The following is an 18410-nucleotide window of genomic DNA, read 5'->3' on the forward strand; positions in this document are numbered from 1 at the left end:
TTTAACAGACTATTAACAGTCTACACTAGAGGCAGGAGGCCCTATGACCCTGTCTTTTACCACCCGCTGGCGTGATGAGTTACCAGCAACCTATACAGCTCTTTTGCCTACTCCCCTGAAAAATGCGCGCCTGATCTGGCATAACGATGCGCTGGCGGAGCAATTAGCGATACCGGAGTCGCTATTTGATATTCCAACCGGTGCAGGTATTTGGGGAGGCGAATCGCTGCTGCCCGGGATGTCGCCTGTAGCGCAAGTTTATAGCGGGCATCAGTTCGGTGTTTGGGCAGGCCAGCTTGGCGATGGCCGCGGGATCCTACTAGGCGAACAACAACTTGCGGATGGCTCAACGTTTGACTGGCACCTGAAAGGGGCCGGGCTTACGCCTTATTCCCGCATGGGAGATGGGCGCGCCGTGCTGCGCTCGACAATTCGCGAGAGTCTGGCCAGCGAAGCGATGCATTATCTGGGCATACCGACCACGCGGGCATTGTCGATTGTGACCAGCGACACGCCGGTGTATCGCGAAACGGTAGAAGCAGGAGCGATGCTCATTCGTGTGGCGCAAAGCCATATGCGCTTTGGCCATTTTGAACACTTTTACTATCGTCGCGAGCCGGAAAAAGTGCGCCAACTGGCTGACTTTGCGATTCGGCATTACTGGCCGCAATGGCAGGAAGAAGCCGATAAGTATCTGTTGTGGTTTAATGATGTTGTCACGCGTACTGCAACACTAGTCGCTGACTGGCAGGCGATAGGATTCGCGCATGGTGTGATGAACACGGACAACATGTCGATTCTGGGGCTGACGATGGATTACGGTCCATTCGGTTTTCTTGATGACTACGTGCCCGATTTTATCTGCAACCACTCAGACAATCAGGGGCGATACAGTTTCGATAATCAACCAGCCGCGGCGCTGTGGAATCTGCAACGTCTGGCGCAAACCCTGTCGCCATTTATCCCGGTCGAGGCGCTGAATGATGCGCTGGACAGTTACCAACTGGCACTGTTGACTCGCTACGGTCAGCGGATGCGGCAAAAACTCGGCTTCTTTAGCGAGCAAAAAAACGATAACGATCTGCTTAGCGAACTGTTTAGTCTGATGGCGCGAGAAAGAAGTGATTATACGCGAACGTTTCGCATGCTCTGCCAAACGGAACAACACAGTGCGCAATCCCCGCTGCGCGATGAGTTTATCGACCGCGCGGCGTTTGACGACTGGTTCGCTCGGTATCGCGCGCGCCTGCAGCAAGACGGCATCGCCGATGCGGTCAGACAAACGCAGATGAAAGCGACAAATCCGGCAATGGTGTTACGTAACTGGCTGGCGCAGCGGGCGATTAGTCAGGCGGAGCAGGGGGATTACGCCGAACTGCATCGGTTGCATTCAGCGTTGCGTACTCCGTTTGTCGATCGTGATGATGACTATGTCAGCCGTCCTCCTGACTGGGGTAAACGGCTGGAGGTGAGCTGTTCGAGCTAAGGTGCCAGAAACACCTGCGGGGACACGGTGGCCGGATGCTGACCAACGTGTACCTGAGCACCGTACCAGTGCTGCAGATCATCGGCCTGTAACACAGCCGCCGGCGTTCCCTGCGACACCAGCCTGCCGTTGTGCAGCAGCACTATTTTGTCTGCCCACAATGCGGCGAGGTTCAGATCGTGAAGCACAATACACACATGTAGCTCTTGTGACGCGGTGAGCGTCTTCAGCAGGCGCAACAAATGCTGCTGGTGATAAAGATCCAGCGCCGAAGTAGGCTCATCAAGGAATAACCAGCCACGAGGCGCACCGTCGCACCAAAGTTGCGCCAGCGCACGGGCCAACTGTACGCGCTGTTGCTCGCCGCCGGAAAGCGCGGCGTATTGCCGGCCCGCCAACGGTGTGCATCCGGTCATTTCCATCACCTGAGCGATGAGTCGTGGCTCCGGCCGCGGCGTCCAGGGCGCGCGTCCCATCGCGATAACGGCCTCTACCGGCCAGTCAAATCCCAGCCGTGTTTGCTGGCGCATCACTGCCCGATGCCGCGACAGCGTCTGGGTAGGCCATTCATCCAGCGGTTTGTCCGCCAGCATGCAGCATCCACTCGCCGGTTGCAGAAAACCGGTCAGCAGGCGCAGCAGGGTGGATTTCCCCGCGCCGTTTGGGCCAATGAGCGCCACCAGTTCACCTTTTGCGAGGGAGAGGGATACGTCGTTAATCACCGCTCTGCCAGCCACACGATAATGAAGCCCTTCAGCGATAAAATGTTCAGCCATGCGGTCCTCGCTGACGAAAAATAAGCCATAAAAACCACGGAGCGCCAAGAAGACTGGTTAACAGACCGACTGGCATCTCCGCAGGCGCAACCGCCGTACGGGCCAGCGTGTCGGCAACCAGTAATAAAAACGCGCCCGCCAGCACGGAGCCGGGGATAACGGCCCGATGGTCTGAACCGAGCCACATACGCATTAAATGTGGGATAACCAACCCGATGAAGCCAATGACACCGGTTACCGCTATGGCTGAGGCAACCAGCAATGCGCTACACAGTAGCAAAATACGTTGAACGCTACGCACATCTACACCGAGATAATGCGCGTCTTCTTCACCCAACTGCAGCAGGTTCAGCGCCGGTGCCAGACGCCAGATGGTCAGTACCGTCGGGATAGTCAGTGACGTGACAGCCAGCAGCGTTGGCCACTGCGCGGTCCCCAGACTTCCCATCCCCCATAACGACAACTGGCGCAATTGCGCATCATTACTGACCCATGACAAAACGCCAACCGCCGCTCCGCAGAGCGCGTTAATTGCAATACCGACCAGTAACAGACGTGAGAGTGAACCGCCGCGCTGTTGGCTGAGGATAAAAATCACTACCGTTGCCGCCAGGGCGCCAATAAAAGCGGCCAGCATTGGGGCGTACAGCATCAACAATGCGGGTAAAGAGACAGGTAGCACGACCCATAAAGCGACGGCGCAGGCGGCACCGCTGCTTATGCCCAGCAATCCCGGATCGGCAAGCGGGTTGCGAAACAGTCCCTGCATCACGCAGCCTGCGAGCGCCAGAGCGCCACCAATGATTAACGCCAGCAGAACGCGCGGCAGACGAATTGTGAGCCAAATTTGACGCAGCGCTTCATCGCCATCGCGCCAAAGCAGACTTACCGGCAGGCGCAACGCGCCAAAACCGGTAGCCAGGATGGTTGCCACGACCAACATGAAGGCGAGTGCCCATAAAGAACAACTGATTCGTCGGGACATCAGGGCAATTGCTCTGCTTTGGCACGAAGCTGCAATATCGCCTGTGGCGTGCGTATGCTAAAGCCGAGCAGCGCCATATCGTCAATCTGCAATACCTGTTTATTCCGTCCAGCTGGCGTCTGCGCAAGACCCGACAGCGCCCACAGGTTCGCTTCGCCACCCATAGCCTTAACGCCATCTTGTGAAATCACTACCAGATCGGGCTGGCTGGCAATGACGCCTTCTTGTGACATCGGCTGATAGCGGGTAACGCCCTGCATGGCGTTGCGCAAACCGGCGGCACGAATCGCCGCATCGGCTCCGGTTTGTTGGCCTGCTGCCATCGCGGTCATTCCGCCATGATTGAGAATAAACAGTACGCGTTTGTTAAGTCCGGATGACGGCAATGCCGCCAGTTCCTGACGTAAGCGGGTGCGCAGCGTTTCGCCCTCATCCTCCCGGTGGGTTGCTTCGGCGATGACGCGGATTTTTTCATCAATCACGTTGAGATCGTTGCTCGCCGGGATCGTGACAACCCTGACATTGCTCTGCTCAACCTGTTTTAGCGCCAGAGAGGGCTGCGCCTGTGCGCTGGCAAGGACCAGCGTAGGGCGGGTGGCAAGGATCCCTTCGGCGTTGAGTTGGCGCAAATAGCCCACATCCGGCAATGCGGTTGCCGCTTCCGGCCACTGGCTGGTGCTGTCGAGCGCCACAAGAGATGACTGTGCGCCCAACGCGTAGACAATCTCCGTGACATCCCCACCGAGCGCAACAACTCGTTCCACGGGCGCAGCCAGCGCTGCGATGGGCAGCAGAGCAATCAGGACCAGCAGTTTTTTCATGCGGCAAGTCCTTTCGGCGTGAGCGCGTCAATCTGTGCGCGCCATTGCGTCTGCTCAGGTTCGCCTTCCGTACGTTGACCATACAACTGGGCGATTTGCGTGCCGTCGGCAGCAAACAGTTCCAGACTGGTGACGTGGCCATCGGCGGTCGGTTTGCGCGTTACCCACGTTTCTGCCACGCTCTCTTCCAGCAGATGTAAGGTAAATGCCGGGTTGAATATATTCAGCCAGCCTTTCATCGACACCAGTTTTTCTATTACGCCGGTAAAAATCTGTACGCACCCGCGATTACCTACGAAGACCATAATTTCATTGCCATCCTGGCGTGCGGCATCAAGTATCTGCGCCAGTGCACGATTAGAAACTTTGCAGGCCAGATCGTCACCAACGAGATTAAATGCCTGTTGACGGGTGAGCTCGTGGCGTTTCAGCAGACCGAAGAACTGATGTACATCGGTCATGGCTCGCCACTCTTGATCAACCGTATGCGCATCGACCGTGATGGCGGCTGGTGCAGACGTGTTAGCAGGTTGCAGTACCAGTGGCGGGTTTTCAGCGAAGATGAAACGGGTCAGCAACGCAGCCCATTCCTCAACGAGAGTATTCTGTGTGGCATAGACTTTCAGCAGCGCATCCCCCTGATGGTCAAAGAACTGAATGCTCTGACGCTCGCCGTGGGCCGTGGTCTCACTGATATGGAAGGCGCTTGCCCACTGATTAAGGAACAGACGCAGGTCGAGGGCGCGCGGATTAAGAACCAGTCCGGCATGACCGTTCAGGTGCTGATTGGTAAAAGCGCCAACCTGTTCATGCACCGCATATTCGTTGCGGCAAATGCATTTGGTTTCGCCTACGGCTTCCAGTGCGCCGAGGATTTCGCGGACTTTGCCACGTAAGCGCCAGGCGTCATGGCCGACACGCGCAAAGGTCAGCTCGGCTTCACTAATATTCATCAACCCTGCAATATCGCGTGCGTATTTACCGGGATTTTCTTTCTTCAGTTCCAGCCAGCATGTGTAATGATTCATTGTCTCTTCCTTCCAGATTGCTACCCCGGCGAACCGGGGAAAAGTGATTACCACTGATAACTCACGAAAATTTTGCCATTGCGACCATCCTGCGGAATGCCTTGCGGCGACCAGTACTCTTTGTCGAAGGCGTTGCCCAGCACCAGCGTGGTGGTCATGCCTTTCAGCGCTTGTTGACCCTGATAGCTCACGTAGAAATCGTTTACCGCATAGCCGGGCTGTTTAGCGTAGCTGCTGCTGATATGCGTGGAGCGGTCGGCAAATGTCCCTATCCAGCCCACGGAGAATCCGCTGTGCGCAACCGGCACATTTAGTTTGCTGGTGACGGTGTCCGGGTTAATGCTGGAAATGTATTCGCCCGTGTCAGTATCTTTGCCGCGCGCACGGTTATAGGCCATGTCGAGGCTGAATAAGTCGGCGGTATATTTCGCCATGACGTCCCAACCCCAAATTTTGGCGTTGGGGACGTTATAGGACATCGTTGTTGCGGCAGCAAAGTCGACGCTGGTGGAGATGTAATCTTTCGCTTTGGTGTCGAAATAGCTGGCTTTAAATTCGAGCGCATCGCTTGCCATCAGCAGATCGTCAAAGCGCAGGCCAAATCCGTATTCCTGCGTTTCGTTGGTTTCCGGACGCAGGTTAGGATTGGGTACCCAGTAGTTAGTGTAGAAACGACCAATAGAGAAATGTTTAGCATCGTTATACATCTCGCCCATGGTCGGCGCACGGAAGGCCTGAGCGTATGAACCGAACAGCATCAGCCAGTCGGCTGGCGTAACGGTGAGTCCGGCGCGGGACGACCATTTGTCGGCATCAACATCCGCGTAACCATCGCTGCTACCGCGATACGAGTCATAACGGGTCCCACCGAGCAGCGTAACCGGCAGGTCGCGCAGGGTGATTTCATCCTGTAGCCAGCCGGAGCTGAAATCGATCTTTGCCTCCGGGAAACCGGTGGTTGTGCCGCCAGGCTGTTGTTCCTGACGATAATATTCGCCGCCATAGGTCAGCAGGTGAGAGGCAAAAGAGTCGGTAAACAGGCGGCTGCGATTGTCGATTTTACCGCCTTTGGTGGTCTGTTTGCGAAATTCGCTGGTGTTATCCATGTTTTGTGCATTAATGCGCGCTTCGGACCAGTAAATACGGGCATCCGCGTTCAGCCAGTCATTGTCTGCCGGAGCGAGCGAGTAGGTCAGTTGCGCATCGCGCTGGATGGTTGAACGGTCAGTCATCGGGTTGCTGGTGGCATCCGTCGCGCTGGTTTGTGGGTTCTTAGGTTCACGGGCCTCATTGTTGTAGTAGCGTAACGAGCCTGCCAGCGTCTGGGCGCCGTCAATTTTCCAACTGCCTTTCGCCAGCATATTGTTGATCGCTTCGTCGTTTGGCGCCGTAGTACCGTCGCTCTGGCGCAAATCACCGCGATCGCGACTCGACCATGCAAGCAGTCCGTCCAGCGTATCGGTGCGCCCAAACGCGCTGGCGCCCATACCGAGGCTGTGATCGCCGGTTCCCGCAGTACCAAATACGCGGTAACCGCTGTTTTTTCCGGCTTCCAGCAGATCCTTGGCATCCGCAGTGTCATACGCGATCACGCCGCCAAGTGCGCCGCTGCCGTACAGCAGTGCAGAGGGACCGCGTACGACTTCGATGCGTTTGATAAGCGCCGGGTCGAGGAAGGTACTGTTCAGGTGCCCGGTATCAGTTCCTTGGCGAACGCCGTCAACCAGCACCAGAACGCCGCGTCGATCGTAGCCGCGCAGATTCACGTCCTGACCGTTGGTGCGCCCCGTGCCATCGAGGGTCAGCCCTGGAACCTTGCGTAGCAGGTCAGCAGCCGAACTGGCGGTCTGGTTTTCCGGGGCGGTGGCATCTATCACGCTGACCATCATTGGCGCTTCAAAGACGCTACGGGCGTTGCCGGTGGCGGTGACGGTCATATCTTCGACCGCTGCATACGCGATGGCGGGCAGGCTACTGACAATCGCCAGCGCCAACAGCGAAGGACGTAGGGATGCGGTGTGCAGGTATGGCATAGCAACTCTCCATTAGGAAATCGAAAAGCGCTGGCTGCCTGGGTATGACCTGGGTGGCTGGCGAACAGTATTGTTTATTTGGTCAGAATGAGTTTTCCGGTTTGGGTCTGGCGCAGCAAGTAGTGCTGACCATCATGTTCTATGATCACACGTCCTTCTTTACCCAGCAGGCTTTTGCTGTCAATTTGACGCTCATTTGGCGCGGCAGAAGGCGGTGCATTTTCTTTTGCAGACGTTGTTGTTGAGTTATCCATACGTGACATAGTGTTTAAAAATAACAATCAATGTAACAATGATAATCATTATCATCAAACAGCAAATTTGCGGCAAGCATTTTTGTGAAATAATTGTGACGAGAACGGATTTTGTACAGCAAAGAGGGGGAAAACATAGGATTAGCACCGGGCAACGTAGTGTTACCCGGCGAACAGCATTAAAAACGGCTATCAACCGCAGAGGCGAGTTTTTCAACCAGCAGTTCGGTATCCTCCCAGTTCAGGCACGGGTCAGTAATGGACTGACCGTACACCAGCGGCTGGCCGCTAACGATTTTTTGCGTACCTTCACGCAGGAAACTCTCGGCCATAATCCCGGCAATCGCCGTCGAACCATTACGAATTTGCAGACAGACGTCATCGCATACTTCCAGCTGACGACGATGCTGCTTCTGGCAATTGCCGTGACTAAAATCGACCACCAGATGCTCAGGCAGCGAAAATTCGTGCAGCGTATCGCAGGCGGCGGCAATATCTTCCGCATAATAATTCGGTTTTTTACCGCCGCGCATGATGATATGCCCGTAAGGATTACCGCTGGTCTGGTAAATGGTCATCTGGCCGGTTTTATCCGGTGAGAGGAACATGTGACTGGCGCGAGAGGCACGAATTGCATCGACGGCGATACGCGTATTGCCATCTGTACCGTTCTTAAAACCGACCGGGCAGGAGAGCGCGGATGCCATCTCGCGGTGGATTTGGCTTTCGGTGGTGCGCGCGCCAATGGCTCCCCAACTGATTAAATCGGCAATAAACTGACCGGTCACCATGTCGAGGAATTCTGTTGCCGTCGGTACGCTTAATTCATTAACCTGCAACAGCAGTTTACGCGCCAGTTCAATGCCGTGATTTACGCGGTAGCTGCCGTTTAAATCCGGATCGGAAATTAAACCTTTCCAACCCACGACGGTGCGCGGTTTTTCAAAATAGGTGCGCATTACGATTTCCAGACGCGCCTGATGTTTCTCGCGCAGGGCCTGCAAACGCGTCGCGTATTCCATGGCGGCATCAAGATCGTGAATCGAGCAGGGACCCACGATCACCAGCAAACGCGGGTCTTCACCATTTAAAATTTTTTCTATCCGGCGTCGGGATTCCGTGACATGACGGGCGACGGAGGACGAAACAGGATACCGTTGCGCAAGCTCTGCTGGAGTGACCAGGTTGTCAATACGCGCAGTACGGAGTTCATCGGTTCTGTTCATTATTTGTCTCAGAAATTTGTTGCTTCAACGGCAGGACTACCGGGAAGTGATGTACATCACAATATCACACTCATCCTGCCTGGTGGCGAGCATCATAACAAAAAATCGAACCAATGAACTAGCGTTCTAGTACATGCGCCGATTCAGCCCCATAATGTCGAGGATCTTGGTAGCAATCTCTTCTACCGAATAATTGGTACTGTTCAGCCATGGGATTTGATTTTTCCGGTATAGCGCTTCTACCTCAGCAACTTCCATCCGGCACTGGCGCAGCGAAGCGTACCGACTGTTCTCCCGGCGTTCTTCGCGGATTGCCGCCAGGCGCTCTGGGTCGATGGTCAGGCCGAACAATTTATGCTGCAACGGCTTCAGGGACGCTGGCAGTACCAGATTATCCATATCATCGGCAATAAAGGGGTAGTTGGCGGCGCGAATACCAAACTGCATCGCCAAGTACAAACTGGTCGGTGTTTTGCCGCAACGGGAAACGCCAAGCAGGATCACCTGCGCCTGATCGAGGTTGCGCAACGAAATACCATCGTCATGGGCAAGGGTGTAATCAATAGCGGCAATGCGCGCGTCGTATTTGTTGAGATTACCGGGATTCAGACCGTGGGTGCGATGGGCGATTGGCGTGGGATCGAGCTTCATCTCGTGCTGCAGCGGAGCAACCAACGCCTGCACGATATCCTGACAAAAACCCTCGCTTTGCAAAATGATTGAGCGTATTTCTGGCAGGACGATGGAGTAGAACACCAGAGGACGCACGCCAGTTTGTTGGTAGATCGCGTCAATCTGGTCTTTTACCGCCCGCGCACGGCTCTCATTTTCCACAAACGGCAGCGTAATGCTGCTGATCGTGACCGGAAATTGCGACATTACCGCGTGGCCCAATACCTCGGCGGTGATGGCCGTACCATCAGAAATATAAAATACATGACGATCAACAGCATTATCCATTTTGCTCATCCTGGGCAGACATAATTCTCTGAAAGCATAAATTAAAATTCGCCAGAAGCGAATATTGCTGCATCTTTTTTATAAAATGAAACGGTATTTTTATATTTAATGAAAAGTACATTTCATTTTTCGGAACAAATGTTTATACCGGTAGTTTTTGTGGAGATCCCTTGTGGCTCGCGGGTTTGCGCAAATGCGGAAACAATCTGAAAAAATAAAAAATAAAGTTGCTTGAACGATTCACCGTTTTTTTCGCTGGAGTAAATATGCAAAGATAATTACGCAAAATTGAGTTTTCTAACCTCGTTCAAATATAAGGATTGTTCGATGTCCAACAATGGCTCGTCACCGCTGGTGCTTTGGTATAACCAACTCGGCATGAATGATGTAGACAGAGTTGGGGGCAAAAATGCCTCCCTGGGTGAAATGATTACTAACCTTTCAGGTATGGGTGTTTCCGTACCGAATGGTTTTGCAACGACCGCCGATGCGTTTAACCAGTTTCTGGACCAAAGCGGTGTAAACCAGCGCATTTATGAGCTGCTGGATAAAACGGATATTGACGATGTCACCGAGCTTGCAAAAGCCGGCGCGCAGATCCGCCAGTGGATTATCGACACTCCTTTCCAGCCGGAGCTGGAAAATGCCGTCCGCGATGCCTACGCGCAGCTGTCAGCGGACGATGCCCATGCATCTTTTGCCGTGCGTTCTTCCGCCACCGCAGAAGATATGCCAGATGCGTCATTTGCCGGGCAGCAGGAAACCTTCCTCAACGTCCAGGGATTTGATGCTGTACTGGTTGCTATCAAACACGTATTTGCCTCGTTGTTTAACGACCGTGCGATCTCTTATCGTGTCCATCAGGGTTATGACCATCGTGGCGTAGCGCTCTCTGCGGGTGTGCAGCGGATGGTGCGCTCAGACCTCGCGTCTTCCGGCGTCATGTTCTCCATCGATACCGAATCCGGTTTCGATCAGGTGGTGTTTATCACGTCTGCATGGGGCCTGGGCGAGATGGTCGTGCAGGGCGCCGTTAACCCGGATGAATTCTACGTGCACAAACCGACGCTGGCGGCTAATCGTCCGGCTATCGTCCGTCGCACAATGGGTTCGAAAAAGATCCGTATGGTCTACGCGCCAACCCAGGAACACGGTAAGCAGGTAACGATTGAAGATGTCCCGCAGGAACAGCGCGACATTTTCTCCCTGACCAATGCTGAAGTGCAGGAACTGGCGAAGCAGGCGGTACAGATCGAGAAGCACTACGGTCGTCCGATGGACATTGAATGGGCGAAAGACGGTCATACAGGTAAGCTATTTATTGTGCAGGCGCGTCCGGAAACCGTGCGTTCTCGTGGCCAGGTGATGGAGCGTTATACGCTGCATGCGCAGGGTAAAATTATTGCTGAAGGTCGTGCCATCGGTCACCGCATTGGCGCGGGTCCGGTCAAAGTCATCCAGGACATCAGCGAAATGAACCGTATCGAACCCGGCGATGTGCTGGTTACTGACATGACCGACCCGGATTGGGAACCGATCATGAAGAAAGCAGCGGCGATTGTCACCAACCGTGGCGGTCGTACCTGTCACGCGGCGATCATCGCCCGTGAGCTGGGGATCCCGGCAGTGGTTGGCTGTGGCGATGCTACCGAGCGCATGAAAGACGGTGAGAAGGTTACTGTCTCCTGTGCCGAAGGTGACACCGGTTATGTTTACGCTGAAATGCTCGACTTTAGCGTGAAGAGTTCCAGCGTCGAAACCATGCCGGATCTGCCGTTGAAGGTGATGATGAACGTCGGTAACCCGGACCGCGCTTTCGACTTCGCCTGCCTGCCAAACGAAGGTGTTGGCCTGGCTCGTCTGGAATTTATCATTAACCGCATGATTGGTGTACACCCTCGCGCGCTGCTGGAGTTCGATGACCAGACGCCTGAGTTGCAAAACGAAATCCGCGCCATGATGAAAGGTTTCGATTCTCCACGTGAATTCTACGTGGGTCGTCTGACGGAAGGGATCGCGACGCTGGGGGCGGCGTTTTATCCGAAACGCGTCATCGTGCGTATGTCTGACTTTAAGTCCAACGAATATGCCAACCTCGTCGGCGGTGAGCGTTATGAGCCGCATGAAGAGAACCCGATGCTGGGCTTCCGTGGAGCGGGCCGTTACGTTGCTGATAGCTTCCGCGACTGTTTCGCGTTGGAATGTGACGCAGTGAAACGTGTCCGTAACGATATGGGCCTGACTAACGTCGAAGTGATGGTGCCGTTTGTACGTACCGTTGCGCAGGCGAAAGCGGTGGTGGAAGAGCTGGCGCGTCAGGGGCTGAAACGCGGTGAGAACGGGCTGAAGATCATCATGATGTGTGAGATCCCGTCCAACGCCTTGCTGGCCGAGCAGTTCCTTGAATACTTTGACGGCTTCTCCATCGGTTCAAACGATATGACGCAGCTGGCGCTGGGTCTGGACCGTGACTCTGGTGTGGTTTCTGAACTGTTTGATGAGCGTAACGACGCGGTGAAAGCCCTGCTGTCGATGGCGATTCGCGCAGCCAAGAAACAAGGCAAATACGTGGGTATCTGCGGTCAGGGTCCCTCTGACCACGAAGACTTCGCGGCCTGGCTGATGGAAGAGGGGATCGACAGCCTGTCGCTGAACCCGGATACCGTCGTGCAGACCTGGCTGAGCCTGGCTGAACTGAACAAGTAACATTATGCCGGATGGTGGCGTAAGCGCCTTATCCGGCCTACGGTGAGTATCATTCGTGGGCCGGATAAGATGCGGTAGCATCGTCATCCGGTATTTTATCCTTCCACGCTTAAGCCTGATGCAATATTGTCAGTACAGTGCGCAGATCGGTCACTGCGATTTGCCCCGGAGCAGATGCTTTTTTCACCGCACCGAACGTGGCTGCTGAACCAAAAACCTCGCCAGCTAAACGAGAAATCACCCCGTTTTTTGCCATCGACATCGTGATAATTGGACGATCGGCATAGCGTTCATGCATTTCCAGCGTCGCGCTGAGCAGCGTCAGCACATCCGTTTTGCATTGCGGCATCAGCGCAATTTTGGGGATATCGGCGTCCAGTTCCTGCATTTTACGCAGACGCTGAACAATCTCCTCAGCGGCCGGCGTTTTATGAAAATCATGATTCGACATAATAACCAGGACTTTTTTGGCGTGAGCTTGCTCAACGGTTGCTTTCACCTGCGCATCACCAGTGAATAGCTCGAGATCGATCATATCCACCAGACCACAGTCTATCGCTGCACGGTTTAGTGCGAAATAGTCTTCAGCAGGTAAGGCCTGCTCGCCGCCTTCCTGCGCAGTACGGAAGGTAAAAAGTAACGGCTTGTCAGGCAGAATCTCGCGGATGGCGCGCGCAGCGTCCAGTACTGCGTCAATGGATGCGACATCGGCAAAATGGTCAACGCGCCATTCCAGAATATCGAAATCCGCTTCGCGATAGGTCAGCGCTTCACTTTTTACCATTGCGATGTCTTTAGCCATCAGTGAGACAATGATCTTCGGCGCACCCTTGCCAATTACGACATTTCTTACAGTTACGGTTTTCATTGATTACCCTATAAATATTGGCTGATATCTGTCCGTCAGCCCCCTGAGCCTTCAACAATATCACGGTTTTGTGCTTGATATCGAAACCACTTTTTTAATTGGTACAGACCGTTGAATGGCGGGAAAGTTAAGAAAGGAGAGTATGGCGATTAGAAGGGTACGAAGGACAAAAAAAAGCCCATCGTGGGAGATGGGCAAAGACTACACACAGCAATTCGTTGTTTCACTCAGGGGATTTCCATGCTTATAAATCAATGTGTTGATCTAAAGCCATGGGCTAATAGTAGGCATACGGCTTTTTAACGTCGATCAGATTCATCTCAATAGTTTAAAAACTGTAAAGAATTTGCGACACAAATGAGTGTTTAAAGAAGGGCAACGTTGGGTCTGATTCAGTAAATGGGAGGGATTAATTAGAATTGTTAAACAGTCAGGCAGCTGTGCCGCCTGACGTGGGATTACTTATTGCGTTCTATTTCAGCAATTTCTTCGAGGATTGTATCCGGATCGCTATCCGGCGCAGGGGCTTCGTTTACCCATGCGGAGAACAGACGCCAGGAAACAGCCAGGACCACCGGGCCGATAAACAGGCCAATCATGCCGAATGCAATTAGTCCACCGATGACCCCTGAGAGAATCAGGATCAATGGTAAATCGGCACCCATACGAATCAGCATCGGGCGAATCACGTTATCCAGCGTTCCGACCACACCGCTCCACACCAGCAGCACTGTGCCCCAGGTTGAATCGCCCGTCCAGTACAGCCAGATAATGGCCGGGACCAGCACCGGCAAGGGGCCCAGCTGTACCAGACAAGAGAGGATCATCACCACTGCCAGCAGCGTGGCATACGGCACGCCGGTTACCGCCAGACCAATACCGCCGAGCACGGCCTGCACCAGTGCGGTGACCACGACGCCTAATGCGACGGCGCGAATGGCCTGTGCTGCCAGCAGAATGGCGGCATCGCCGCGTTTGGATGCCAGGCGGCAAGCGAAGTGACGAATACCTAACGCCACCTGTTCACCGCGCCAGTACAGCAGGGCACTGAACAGCAGCATCAGACCACAGTGCATCATAAAACGGCCAATATGTGCAGCCTGACCGACGAACCAGGTTGTCGTCGTGCCAATATAAGGACGAACCTTCGCCATGATGGCCGAGCCGCCCATATCCAGCAGGCTATGCCATGCGGCATACATTTTGGCGCCGACCAATGGAATACTGTTCAGCCACGCCAGATCCGGCAACGTCATATCGCCTGCGGTTACGGCATGGATCAACGGCCCGCTGCCATCCACAATGCTATTAACCAGCAGCGCGATAGGAATGATAAACAACAGTACCAGCAGCAGGGTCATCACCAGCACGGCCAGCGAGCGACGCCCCCAGAGCAGTTTTTGTAAGCGTAGCAGGATGGGCCAGGTCGCAATGACCACCGTACCTGCCCAGGCAAAACCGAGGATAAAGGGTTGAACAATCCAGAGACACGCCACAATCATGATGGCTAAAAACAGCACCGATAGCAGCACTTGTGCAATATCCCTGGGCTGACGGAAATTTACCATAAATACTTTTCACCTTTGTCTTTGCGTCAGAACGTTGACGCGACGTGAACATCTAAATGACACCCTGTAATGATGAGCAATTTCAGCGGTTTTGAACAGGTGGATTCTGCCTGTAAATCTGCTGAGCGTATTAGAAAAAAATGTGATACAACAAACAAAGCAACACGCAAACGATTAAATTCACAACACAGACCGCAGGAAAGGGTCACTATAATGATTCCACAAATTTCTCAGGCACCGGGTGTCGTTCAACTGGTGCTCAACTTTTTGCAGGCGCTGGAGCAGCAAGGATTTACGGGCGATACGGCAACGAGCTATGCCGATCGTCTGACAATGTCGACGGATAACAGTATTTATCAGCTACTTCCTGATGCTGTGGTTTTCCCTCGTTCAACCGCAGATGTGGCGCTAATCGCCCGTCTGGCGGCAGAACCTCTTTTCTCTTCGCTCATTTTTACCCCGCGCGGCGGCGGCACCGGAACCAATGGTCAGGCGCTGAATCAGGGCATTATTGTTGATATGTCTCGCTACATGAGCCGTATCATTGAAATCAATGTGCAGGAAGGTTGGGTGCGGGTCGAAGCTGGGGTAATCAAAGATCAGCTCAACCAGTTTCTGAAGCCTTACGGCTATTTCTTTGCTCCCGAATTATCTACCAGTAACCGGGCTACGCTGGGAGGGATGATCAATACCGATGCCTCCGGACAAGGTTCGTTGGTTTACGGTAAAACCTCCGATCACGTACTGGGGATCCGCGCGGTGCTGATGGGGGGCGATATTCTTGATACTCAACCCATGCCGGTCGAACTTGCCCAAACGTTGGGTAACAGCAATACCACCATTGGACGCATTTACAAGACAGTTTATGAACGTTGCCGCGACAACCGAAAACTGATCATTGATAAATTCCCGAAACTTAATCGCTTCCTGACCGGGTACGATTTACGGCACGTCTTTAATGATGAGATGACCGAATTTGATTTAACCCGCATTCTGACCGGCTCTGAAGGTACGCTGGCGTTTATCACCGAAGCCCGTCTGGATATCACGCCGTTGCCCAAAGTCAGACAGTTGGTTAACGTCAAGTACGACTCGTTTGACTCGGCACTACGTAACGCTCCGGTGATGGTGGACGCGCGCGCGCTGTCAGTAGAAACCGTCGACTCCAAAGTGCTTAATCTGGCGCGGGAAGATATTGTCTGGCATTCGGTCAGTGAATTGATTACCGATGTTCCTGATAAAGAGATGTTGGGCCTGAATATCGTCGAATTTGCGGGTGACGATGAAGCATTGATCGATGCTCAGGTTAGTGCGCTGTGTGAACGTCTGGATGGGTTAATTGCCCGTCAGGAAGCCGGTGTCATTGGTTGGCAACTGTGTACTAAACTCTCGGGCGTAGAGCGTATTTACGCCATGCGTAAAAAAGCAGTCGGTTTGTTGGGGAATGCAAAAGGTGCTGCAAAACCTATTCCGTTTGCCGAGGACACCTGTGTTCCGCCGGAGCATCTGGCTGACTATATTGCCGAGTTCCGTGCGCTGCTCGACAGCCACGGTCTGAGTTATGGCATGTTTGGTCACGTGGATGCCGGCGTGCTGCACGTCAGGCCGGCGCTGGATATGTGCGACCCGCAGCAGGAAGTACTGATGAAGCGCATTTCTGATGATGTTGTCGCGCTGACGGCAAAATATGGCGGTTTGCTGTGGGGCGAGCACGGGAAAGGTTTTCGTGCAGAATACAGTCCGGCGTTCTTCGGGGAGGAGCTGTACCGCGAACTGCGTAAAGTGAAATCAGTGTTTGATCCGCAAAACCGTCTCAATCCAGGGAAAATCTGTCCACCGGAAGACGTAGATGCGCCGATGATGAAAGTAGATGCGGTGAAGCGCGGGACGTATGATCGTCAGATCCCACTGGCCGTACGCCAGGAGTGGCGCGGGGCAATGGAGTGTAACGGCAACGGGTTATGCTTTAACTTCGATGCGAAAAGTCCCATGTGCCCGTCGATGAAAATCAGCCTCAACCGTATTCATTCGCCAAAAGGGCGAGCTACCCTGGTGCGTGAATGGCTGCGTTTGTTAGCGGATCGCGGGATCGACCCAATACAGCTGGAAAAAGAGCTACCGGAAAAACGCGCCAGTTTACGTGCGCTGATTGCCCGTACCCGCAACAGTTGGCATGCGCGCAAGGGCGAATATGATTTCTCGCACGAAGTAAAAGAGGCAATGTCCGGCTGTCTGGCATGTAAAGCCTGTTCAACACAGTGTCCGATTAAAATCGATGTGCCGGAGTTCCGTTCGCGCTTCCTGCAGCTGTACCACACGCGTTATCTGCGCCCGCTGCGCGATCACATGGTGGCGACCGTTGAGAGCTATGCGCCGTTAATGGCGCGTGCACCCAAAACGTTTAACTTTTTCATCAATCAGCCGCTGGTACGTAATCTGGCGAAAAAGCACATCGGTATGGTCGATTTACCGCTGTTGTCTGCGCCTTCGCTACAACGTCAGCTGGTTGGCCATCGCTCCGCCAATATGACGCTGGAACAGCTCGAATCACTCACTCTTGAGCAAAAAGCGCGTATAGTGCTGGTGGTGCAGGATCCGTTCACCAGCTATTACGATGCACAGGTGGTGGCTGATTTTATACGCCTGGTTGAAAAGCTGGGCATGCAGCCGGTACTGCTACCGTTCTCGCCAAACGGCAAGGCGCAGCATATTAAGGGCTTTTTAAACCGTTTTGCGAAAACCGCGAAGAAAACATCGGAGTTTCTCAATCGGGTGGCGAAGCTGAATATTCCGATGGTGGGTGTTGATCCTGCGCTGGTGCTTTGCTATCGCGACGAATACAAACTGGTGCTCGGGGAACAGCGGGGTGATTTCCATGTGTTGTTAGCCAACGAGTGGTTATCGACAATTGTGGAAGCGCAGCAGCCAATCGCGGTTGGCGGTGAACCGTGGTACTTCTTTGGTCACTGTACCGAAGTGACGGCTCTGCCAGGCGCGCCTGCGCAGTGGGCGGCTATTTTTGCCTGCTTTGGCGCAAAGTTGGAAAACGTCAGCGTGGGTTGCTGTGGTATGGCGGGTACCTATGGTCACGAAGTGAAGAATCATCAGAACTCACTCGGGATCTATGAGTTATCATGGCACCAGGCAATGCAACGATTGCCGCGTAACCGTTGTCTGGCGACCGGATACTCCTGTCGCAGTCAGGTAAAACGCGTTGAAGGTACGGGAGTTCGCCATCCATTACAGGCACTGCTGGAGATTATAGGATGATCTGGAAACGTGAAGTCACCCTTGAGGCGCTCAATGCCATGGGTGAAGGAAACATGGTTGGGCTGCTCGATATCCGTTTTGTGCACATTGGTGACGATTCGCTGGAAGCCACGATGCCGGTGGATCATCGTACCAAACAACCTTTTGGTTTGCTGCACGGCGGCGCATCCGTAGTACTGGCGGAAAGCATGGGTTCGGTGGCAGGCTACCTGTGTACTCAGGGTGAACAGAAAGTGGTGGGCCTGGAGGTCAACGCCAACCACATTCGCTCCGCGCGGGAGGGCCGCGTCAGAGGGTTATGTCGTGCGGTGCATACCGGCTCCCGTCATCAGGTGTGGCAAATTGAGATTTTCGATGACCAGGGACGATTGTGTTGCACGTCGCGTCTGACGACCGCAATTTTGTGAAGCATATTGCTTTTGGTCATTA

Annotated in this window: 14 protein-coding genes and 1 other RNA gene; 4 read left to right on the top strand and 11 right to left on the bottom strand. The window is 53.9% G+C overall.

Translation table 11 applies throughout. The features are described from left to right. The first annotated feature begins 43 nt into the window (after positions 1–43). Positions 44–1486, top strand: a complete 1443-nt coding sequence (selO, locus tag OGY15_RS10590; RefSeq protein WP_286539041.1) for a protein adenylyltransferase SelO — start codon at positions 44–46, stop codon at positions 1484–1486. Here selO and OGY15_RS10595 read toward each other — a convergent pair. The 8 genes from OGY15_RS10595 to ppsR form a co-directional block, all read right to left on the bottom strand. Next, the gene (locus tag OGY15_RS10595) at positions 1483–2262 is read right to left on the bottom strand and encodes a heme ABC transporter ATP-binding protein (protein ID WP_286539044.1); all 780 of its coding nucleotides are present in this window, start codon (positions 2260–2262) and stop codon (positions 1483–1485) included. The two genes, selO and OGY15_RS10595, sit on opposite strands and share 4 nt — an antisense overlap. Continuing rightward, positions 2255–3247 (bottom strand): FecCD family ABC transporter permease, encoded by a 993-nt coding sequence (locus tag OGY15_RS10600; protein WP_286539046.1) that lies wholly within the window; start codon positions 3245–3247, stop codon positions 2255–2257. Before OGY15_RS10600 ends, OGY15_RS10595 begins: the two co-directional genes overlap by 8 nt. After that, complete coding sequence (locus tag OGY15_RS10605; RefSeq protein ID WP_187252539.1) at positions 3247–4068, bottom strand: heme/hemin ABC transporter substrate-binding protein; 822 nt, start codon at positions 4066–4068, stop codon at positions 3247–3249. The genes OGY15_RS10600 and OGY15_RS10605 overlap by 1 nt, the downstream gene beginning before the upstream one ends. Next, positions 4065–5096 (bottom strand): hematinate-forming heme oxygenase ChuS, encoded by a 1032-nt coding sequence (gene chuS, locus OGY15_RS10610; protein WP_286539049.1) that lies wholly within the window; start codon positions 5094–5096, stop codon positions 4065–4067. Before chuS ends, OGY15_RS10605 begins: the two co-directional genes overlap by 4 nt. A gap of 47 nt (positions 5097–5143) precedes the next feature. Continuing rightward, positions 5144–7129, bottom strand: coding sequence for a TonB-dependent hemoglobin/transferrin/lactoferrin family receptor (locus tag OGY15_RS10615; RefSeq protein ID WP_286539051.1), 1986 nt, complete (start codon positions 7127–7129; stop codon positions 5144–5146). A 74-nt stretch (positions 7130–7203) separates the two neighbouring features. Beyond that, complete coding sequence (gene hemP, locus OGY15_RS10620) at positions 7204–7392, bottom strand: hemin uptake protein HemP (protein WP_151219026.1); 189 nt, start codon at positions 7390–7392, stop codon at positions 7204–7206. Between the two features lie 170 nt (positions 7393–7562). Then, positions 7563–8609: a 3-deoxy-7-phosphoheptulonate synthase AroH gene (aroH, locus tag OGY15_RS10625; RefSeq protein ID WP_151219027.1), complete on the bottom strand. Its 1047-nt coding sequence runs from the start codon at positions 8607–8609 to the stop codon at positions 7563–7565. Between the two features lie 126 nt (positions 8610–8735). Then, positions 8736–9569 carry a posphoenolpyruvate synthetase regulatory kinase/phosphorylase PpsR gene (gene ppsR / locus OGY15_RS10630; RefSeq protein WP_003030553.1) on the bottom strand — a complete coding sequence of 278 codons (834 nt, stop codon included), beginning with the start codon at positions 9567–9569 and terminating at the stop codon, positions 8736–8738. Positions 9570–9896: 327 nt separating this feature from the next. On the opposite strand from ppsR, the gene ppsA reads away from it, so the two are divergent. Beyond that, entirely contained in the window at positions 9897–12275 is a 2379-nt protein-coding gene (ppsA, locus tag OGY15_RS10635; protein WP_151225380.1) for a phosphoenolpyruvate synthase, read from the top strand. A gap of 109 nt (positions 12276–12384) precedes the next feature. On the opposite strand, the gene aroD is transcribed toward ppsA, so the two are convergent. The 3 genes from aroD to ydiK form a co-directional block, all read right to left on the bottom strand. After that, positions 12385–13143: a type I 3-dehydroquinate dehydratase gene (aroD, locus tag OGY15_RS10640; RefSeq protein WP_187252535.1), complete on the bottom strand. Its 759-nt coding sequence runs from the start codon at positions 13141–13143 to the stop codon at positions 12385–12387. A 166-nt stretch (positions 13144–13309) separates the two neighbouring features. Next, positions 13310–13417: antisense sRNA RprA (rprA, locus tag OGY15_RS10645), an RNA gene on the bottom strand. Positions 13418–13601: 184 nt separating this feature from the next. Then, on the bottom strand, positions 13602–14711 hold the full coding sequence (gene ydiK / locus OGY15_RS10650; RefSeq protein ID WP_151219029.1) for an AI-2E family transporter YdiK: 1110 nt from the start codon (positions 14709–14711) through the stop codon (positions 13602–13604). A gap of 213 nt (positions 14712–14924) precedes the next feature. On the opposite strand from ydiK, the gene ydiJ reads away from it, so the two are divergent. Both ydiJ and menI read left to right on the top strand, forming a co-directional pair. Then, complete coding sequence (gene ydiJ, locus OGY15_RS10655; protein ID WP_286539057.1) at positions 14925–17981, top strand: D-2-hydroxyglutarate dehydrogenase YdiJ; 3057 nt, start codon at positions 14925–14927, stop codon at positions 17979–17981. Further along, positions 17978–18388, top strand: coding sequence for a 1,4-dihydroxy-2-naphthoyl-CoA hydrolase (gene menI, locus OGY15_RS10660; RefSeq protein WP_151225382.1), 411 nt, complete (start codon positions 17978–17980; stop codon positions 18386–18388). The genes ydiJ and menI overlap by 4 nt, the downstream gene beginning before the upstream one ends. Positions 18389–18410: the final 22 nt, after the last annotated feature.

This window comes from Citrobacter sp. Cu231, assembly GCF_030332265.1.
GTDB classification, from domain to species: Bacteria; Pseudomonadota; Gammaproteobacteria; order Enterobacterales; family Enterobacteriaceae; genus Citrobacter; species Citrobacter meridianamericanus.

Coding starts and splice junctions, on each gene's coding strand:
- aroD (WP_187252535.1), bottom strand. CDS start 13,143: ATGAAAACCGTAACTGTAAGAAATGTCGTAATTGGCAAGGGTGCGCCG.
- ppsA (WP_151225380.1), top strand. CDS start 9,897: ATGTCCAACAATGGCTCGTCACCGCTGGTGCTTTGGTATAACCAACTC.
- menI (WP_151225382.1), top strand. CDS start 17,978: ATGATCTGGAAACGTGAAGTCACCCTTGAGGCGCTCAATGCCATGGGT.
- ydiJ (WP_286539057.1), top strand. CDS start 14,925: ATGATTCCACAAATTTCTCAGGCACCGGGTGTCGTTCAACTGGTGCTC.
- ppsR (WP_003030553.1), bottom strand. CDS start 9,569: ATGGATAATGCTGTTGATCGTCATGTATTTTATATTTCTGATGGTACG.
- aroH (WP_151219027.1), bottom strand. CDS start 8,609: ATGAACAGAACCGATGAACTCCGTACTGCGCGTATTGACAACCTGGTC.
- OGY15_RS10595 (WP_286539044.1), bottom strand. CDS start 2,262: ATGGCTGAACATTTTATCGCTGAAGGGCTTCATTATCGTGTGGCTGGC.
- hemP (WP_151219026.1), bottom strand. CDS start 7,392: ATGTCACGTATGGATAACTCAACAACAACGTCTGCAAAAGAAAATGCA.
- OGY15_RS10615 (WP_286539051.1), bottom strand. CDS start 7,129: ATGCCATACCTGCACACCGCATCCCTACGTCCTTCGCTGTTGGCGCTG.
- selO (WP_286539041.1), top strand. CDS start 44: ATGACCCTGTCTTTTACCACCCGCTGGCGTGATGAGTTACCAGCAACC.
- ydiK (WP_151219029.1), bottom strand. CDS start 14,711: ATGGTAAATTTCCGTCAGCCCAGGGATATTGCACAAGTGCTGCTATCG.
- chuS (WP_286539049.1), bottom strand. CDS start 5,096: ATGAATCATTACACATGCTGGCTGGAACTGAAGAAAGAAAATCCCGGT.
- OGY15_RS10605 (WP_187252539.1), bottom strand. CDS start 4,068: ATGAAAAAACTGCTGGTCCTGATTGCTCTGCTGCCCATCGCAGCGCTG.
- OGY15_RS10600 (WP_286539046.1), bottom strand. CDS start 3,247: ATGTCCCGACGAATCAGTTGTTCTTTATGGGCACTCGCCTTCATGTTG.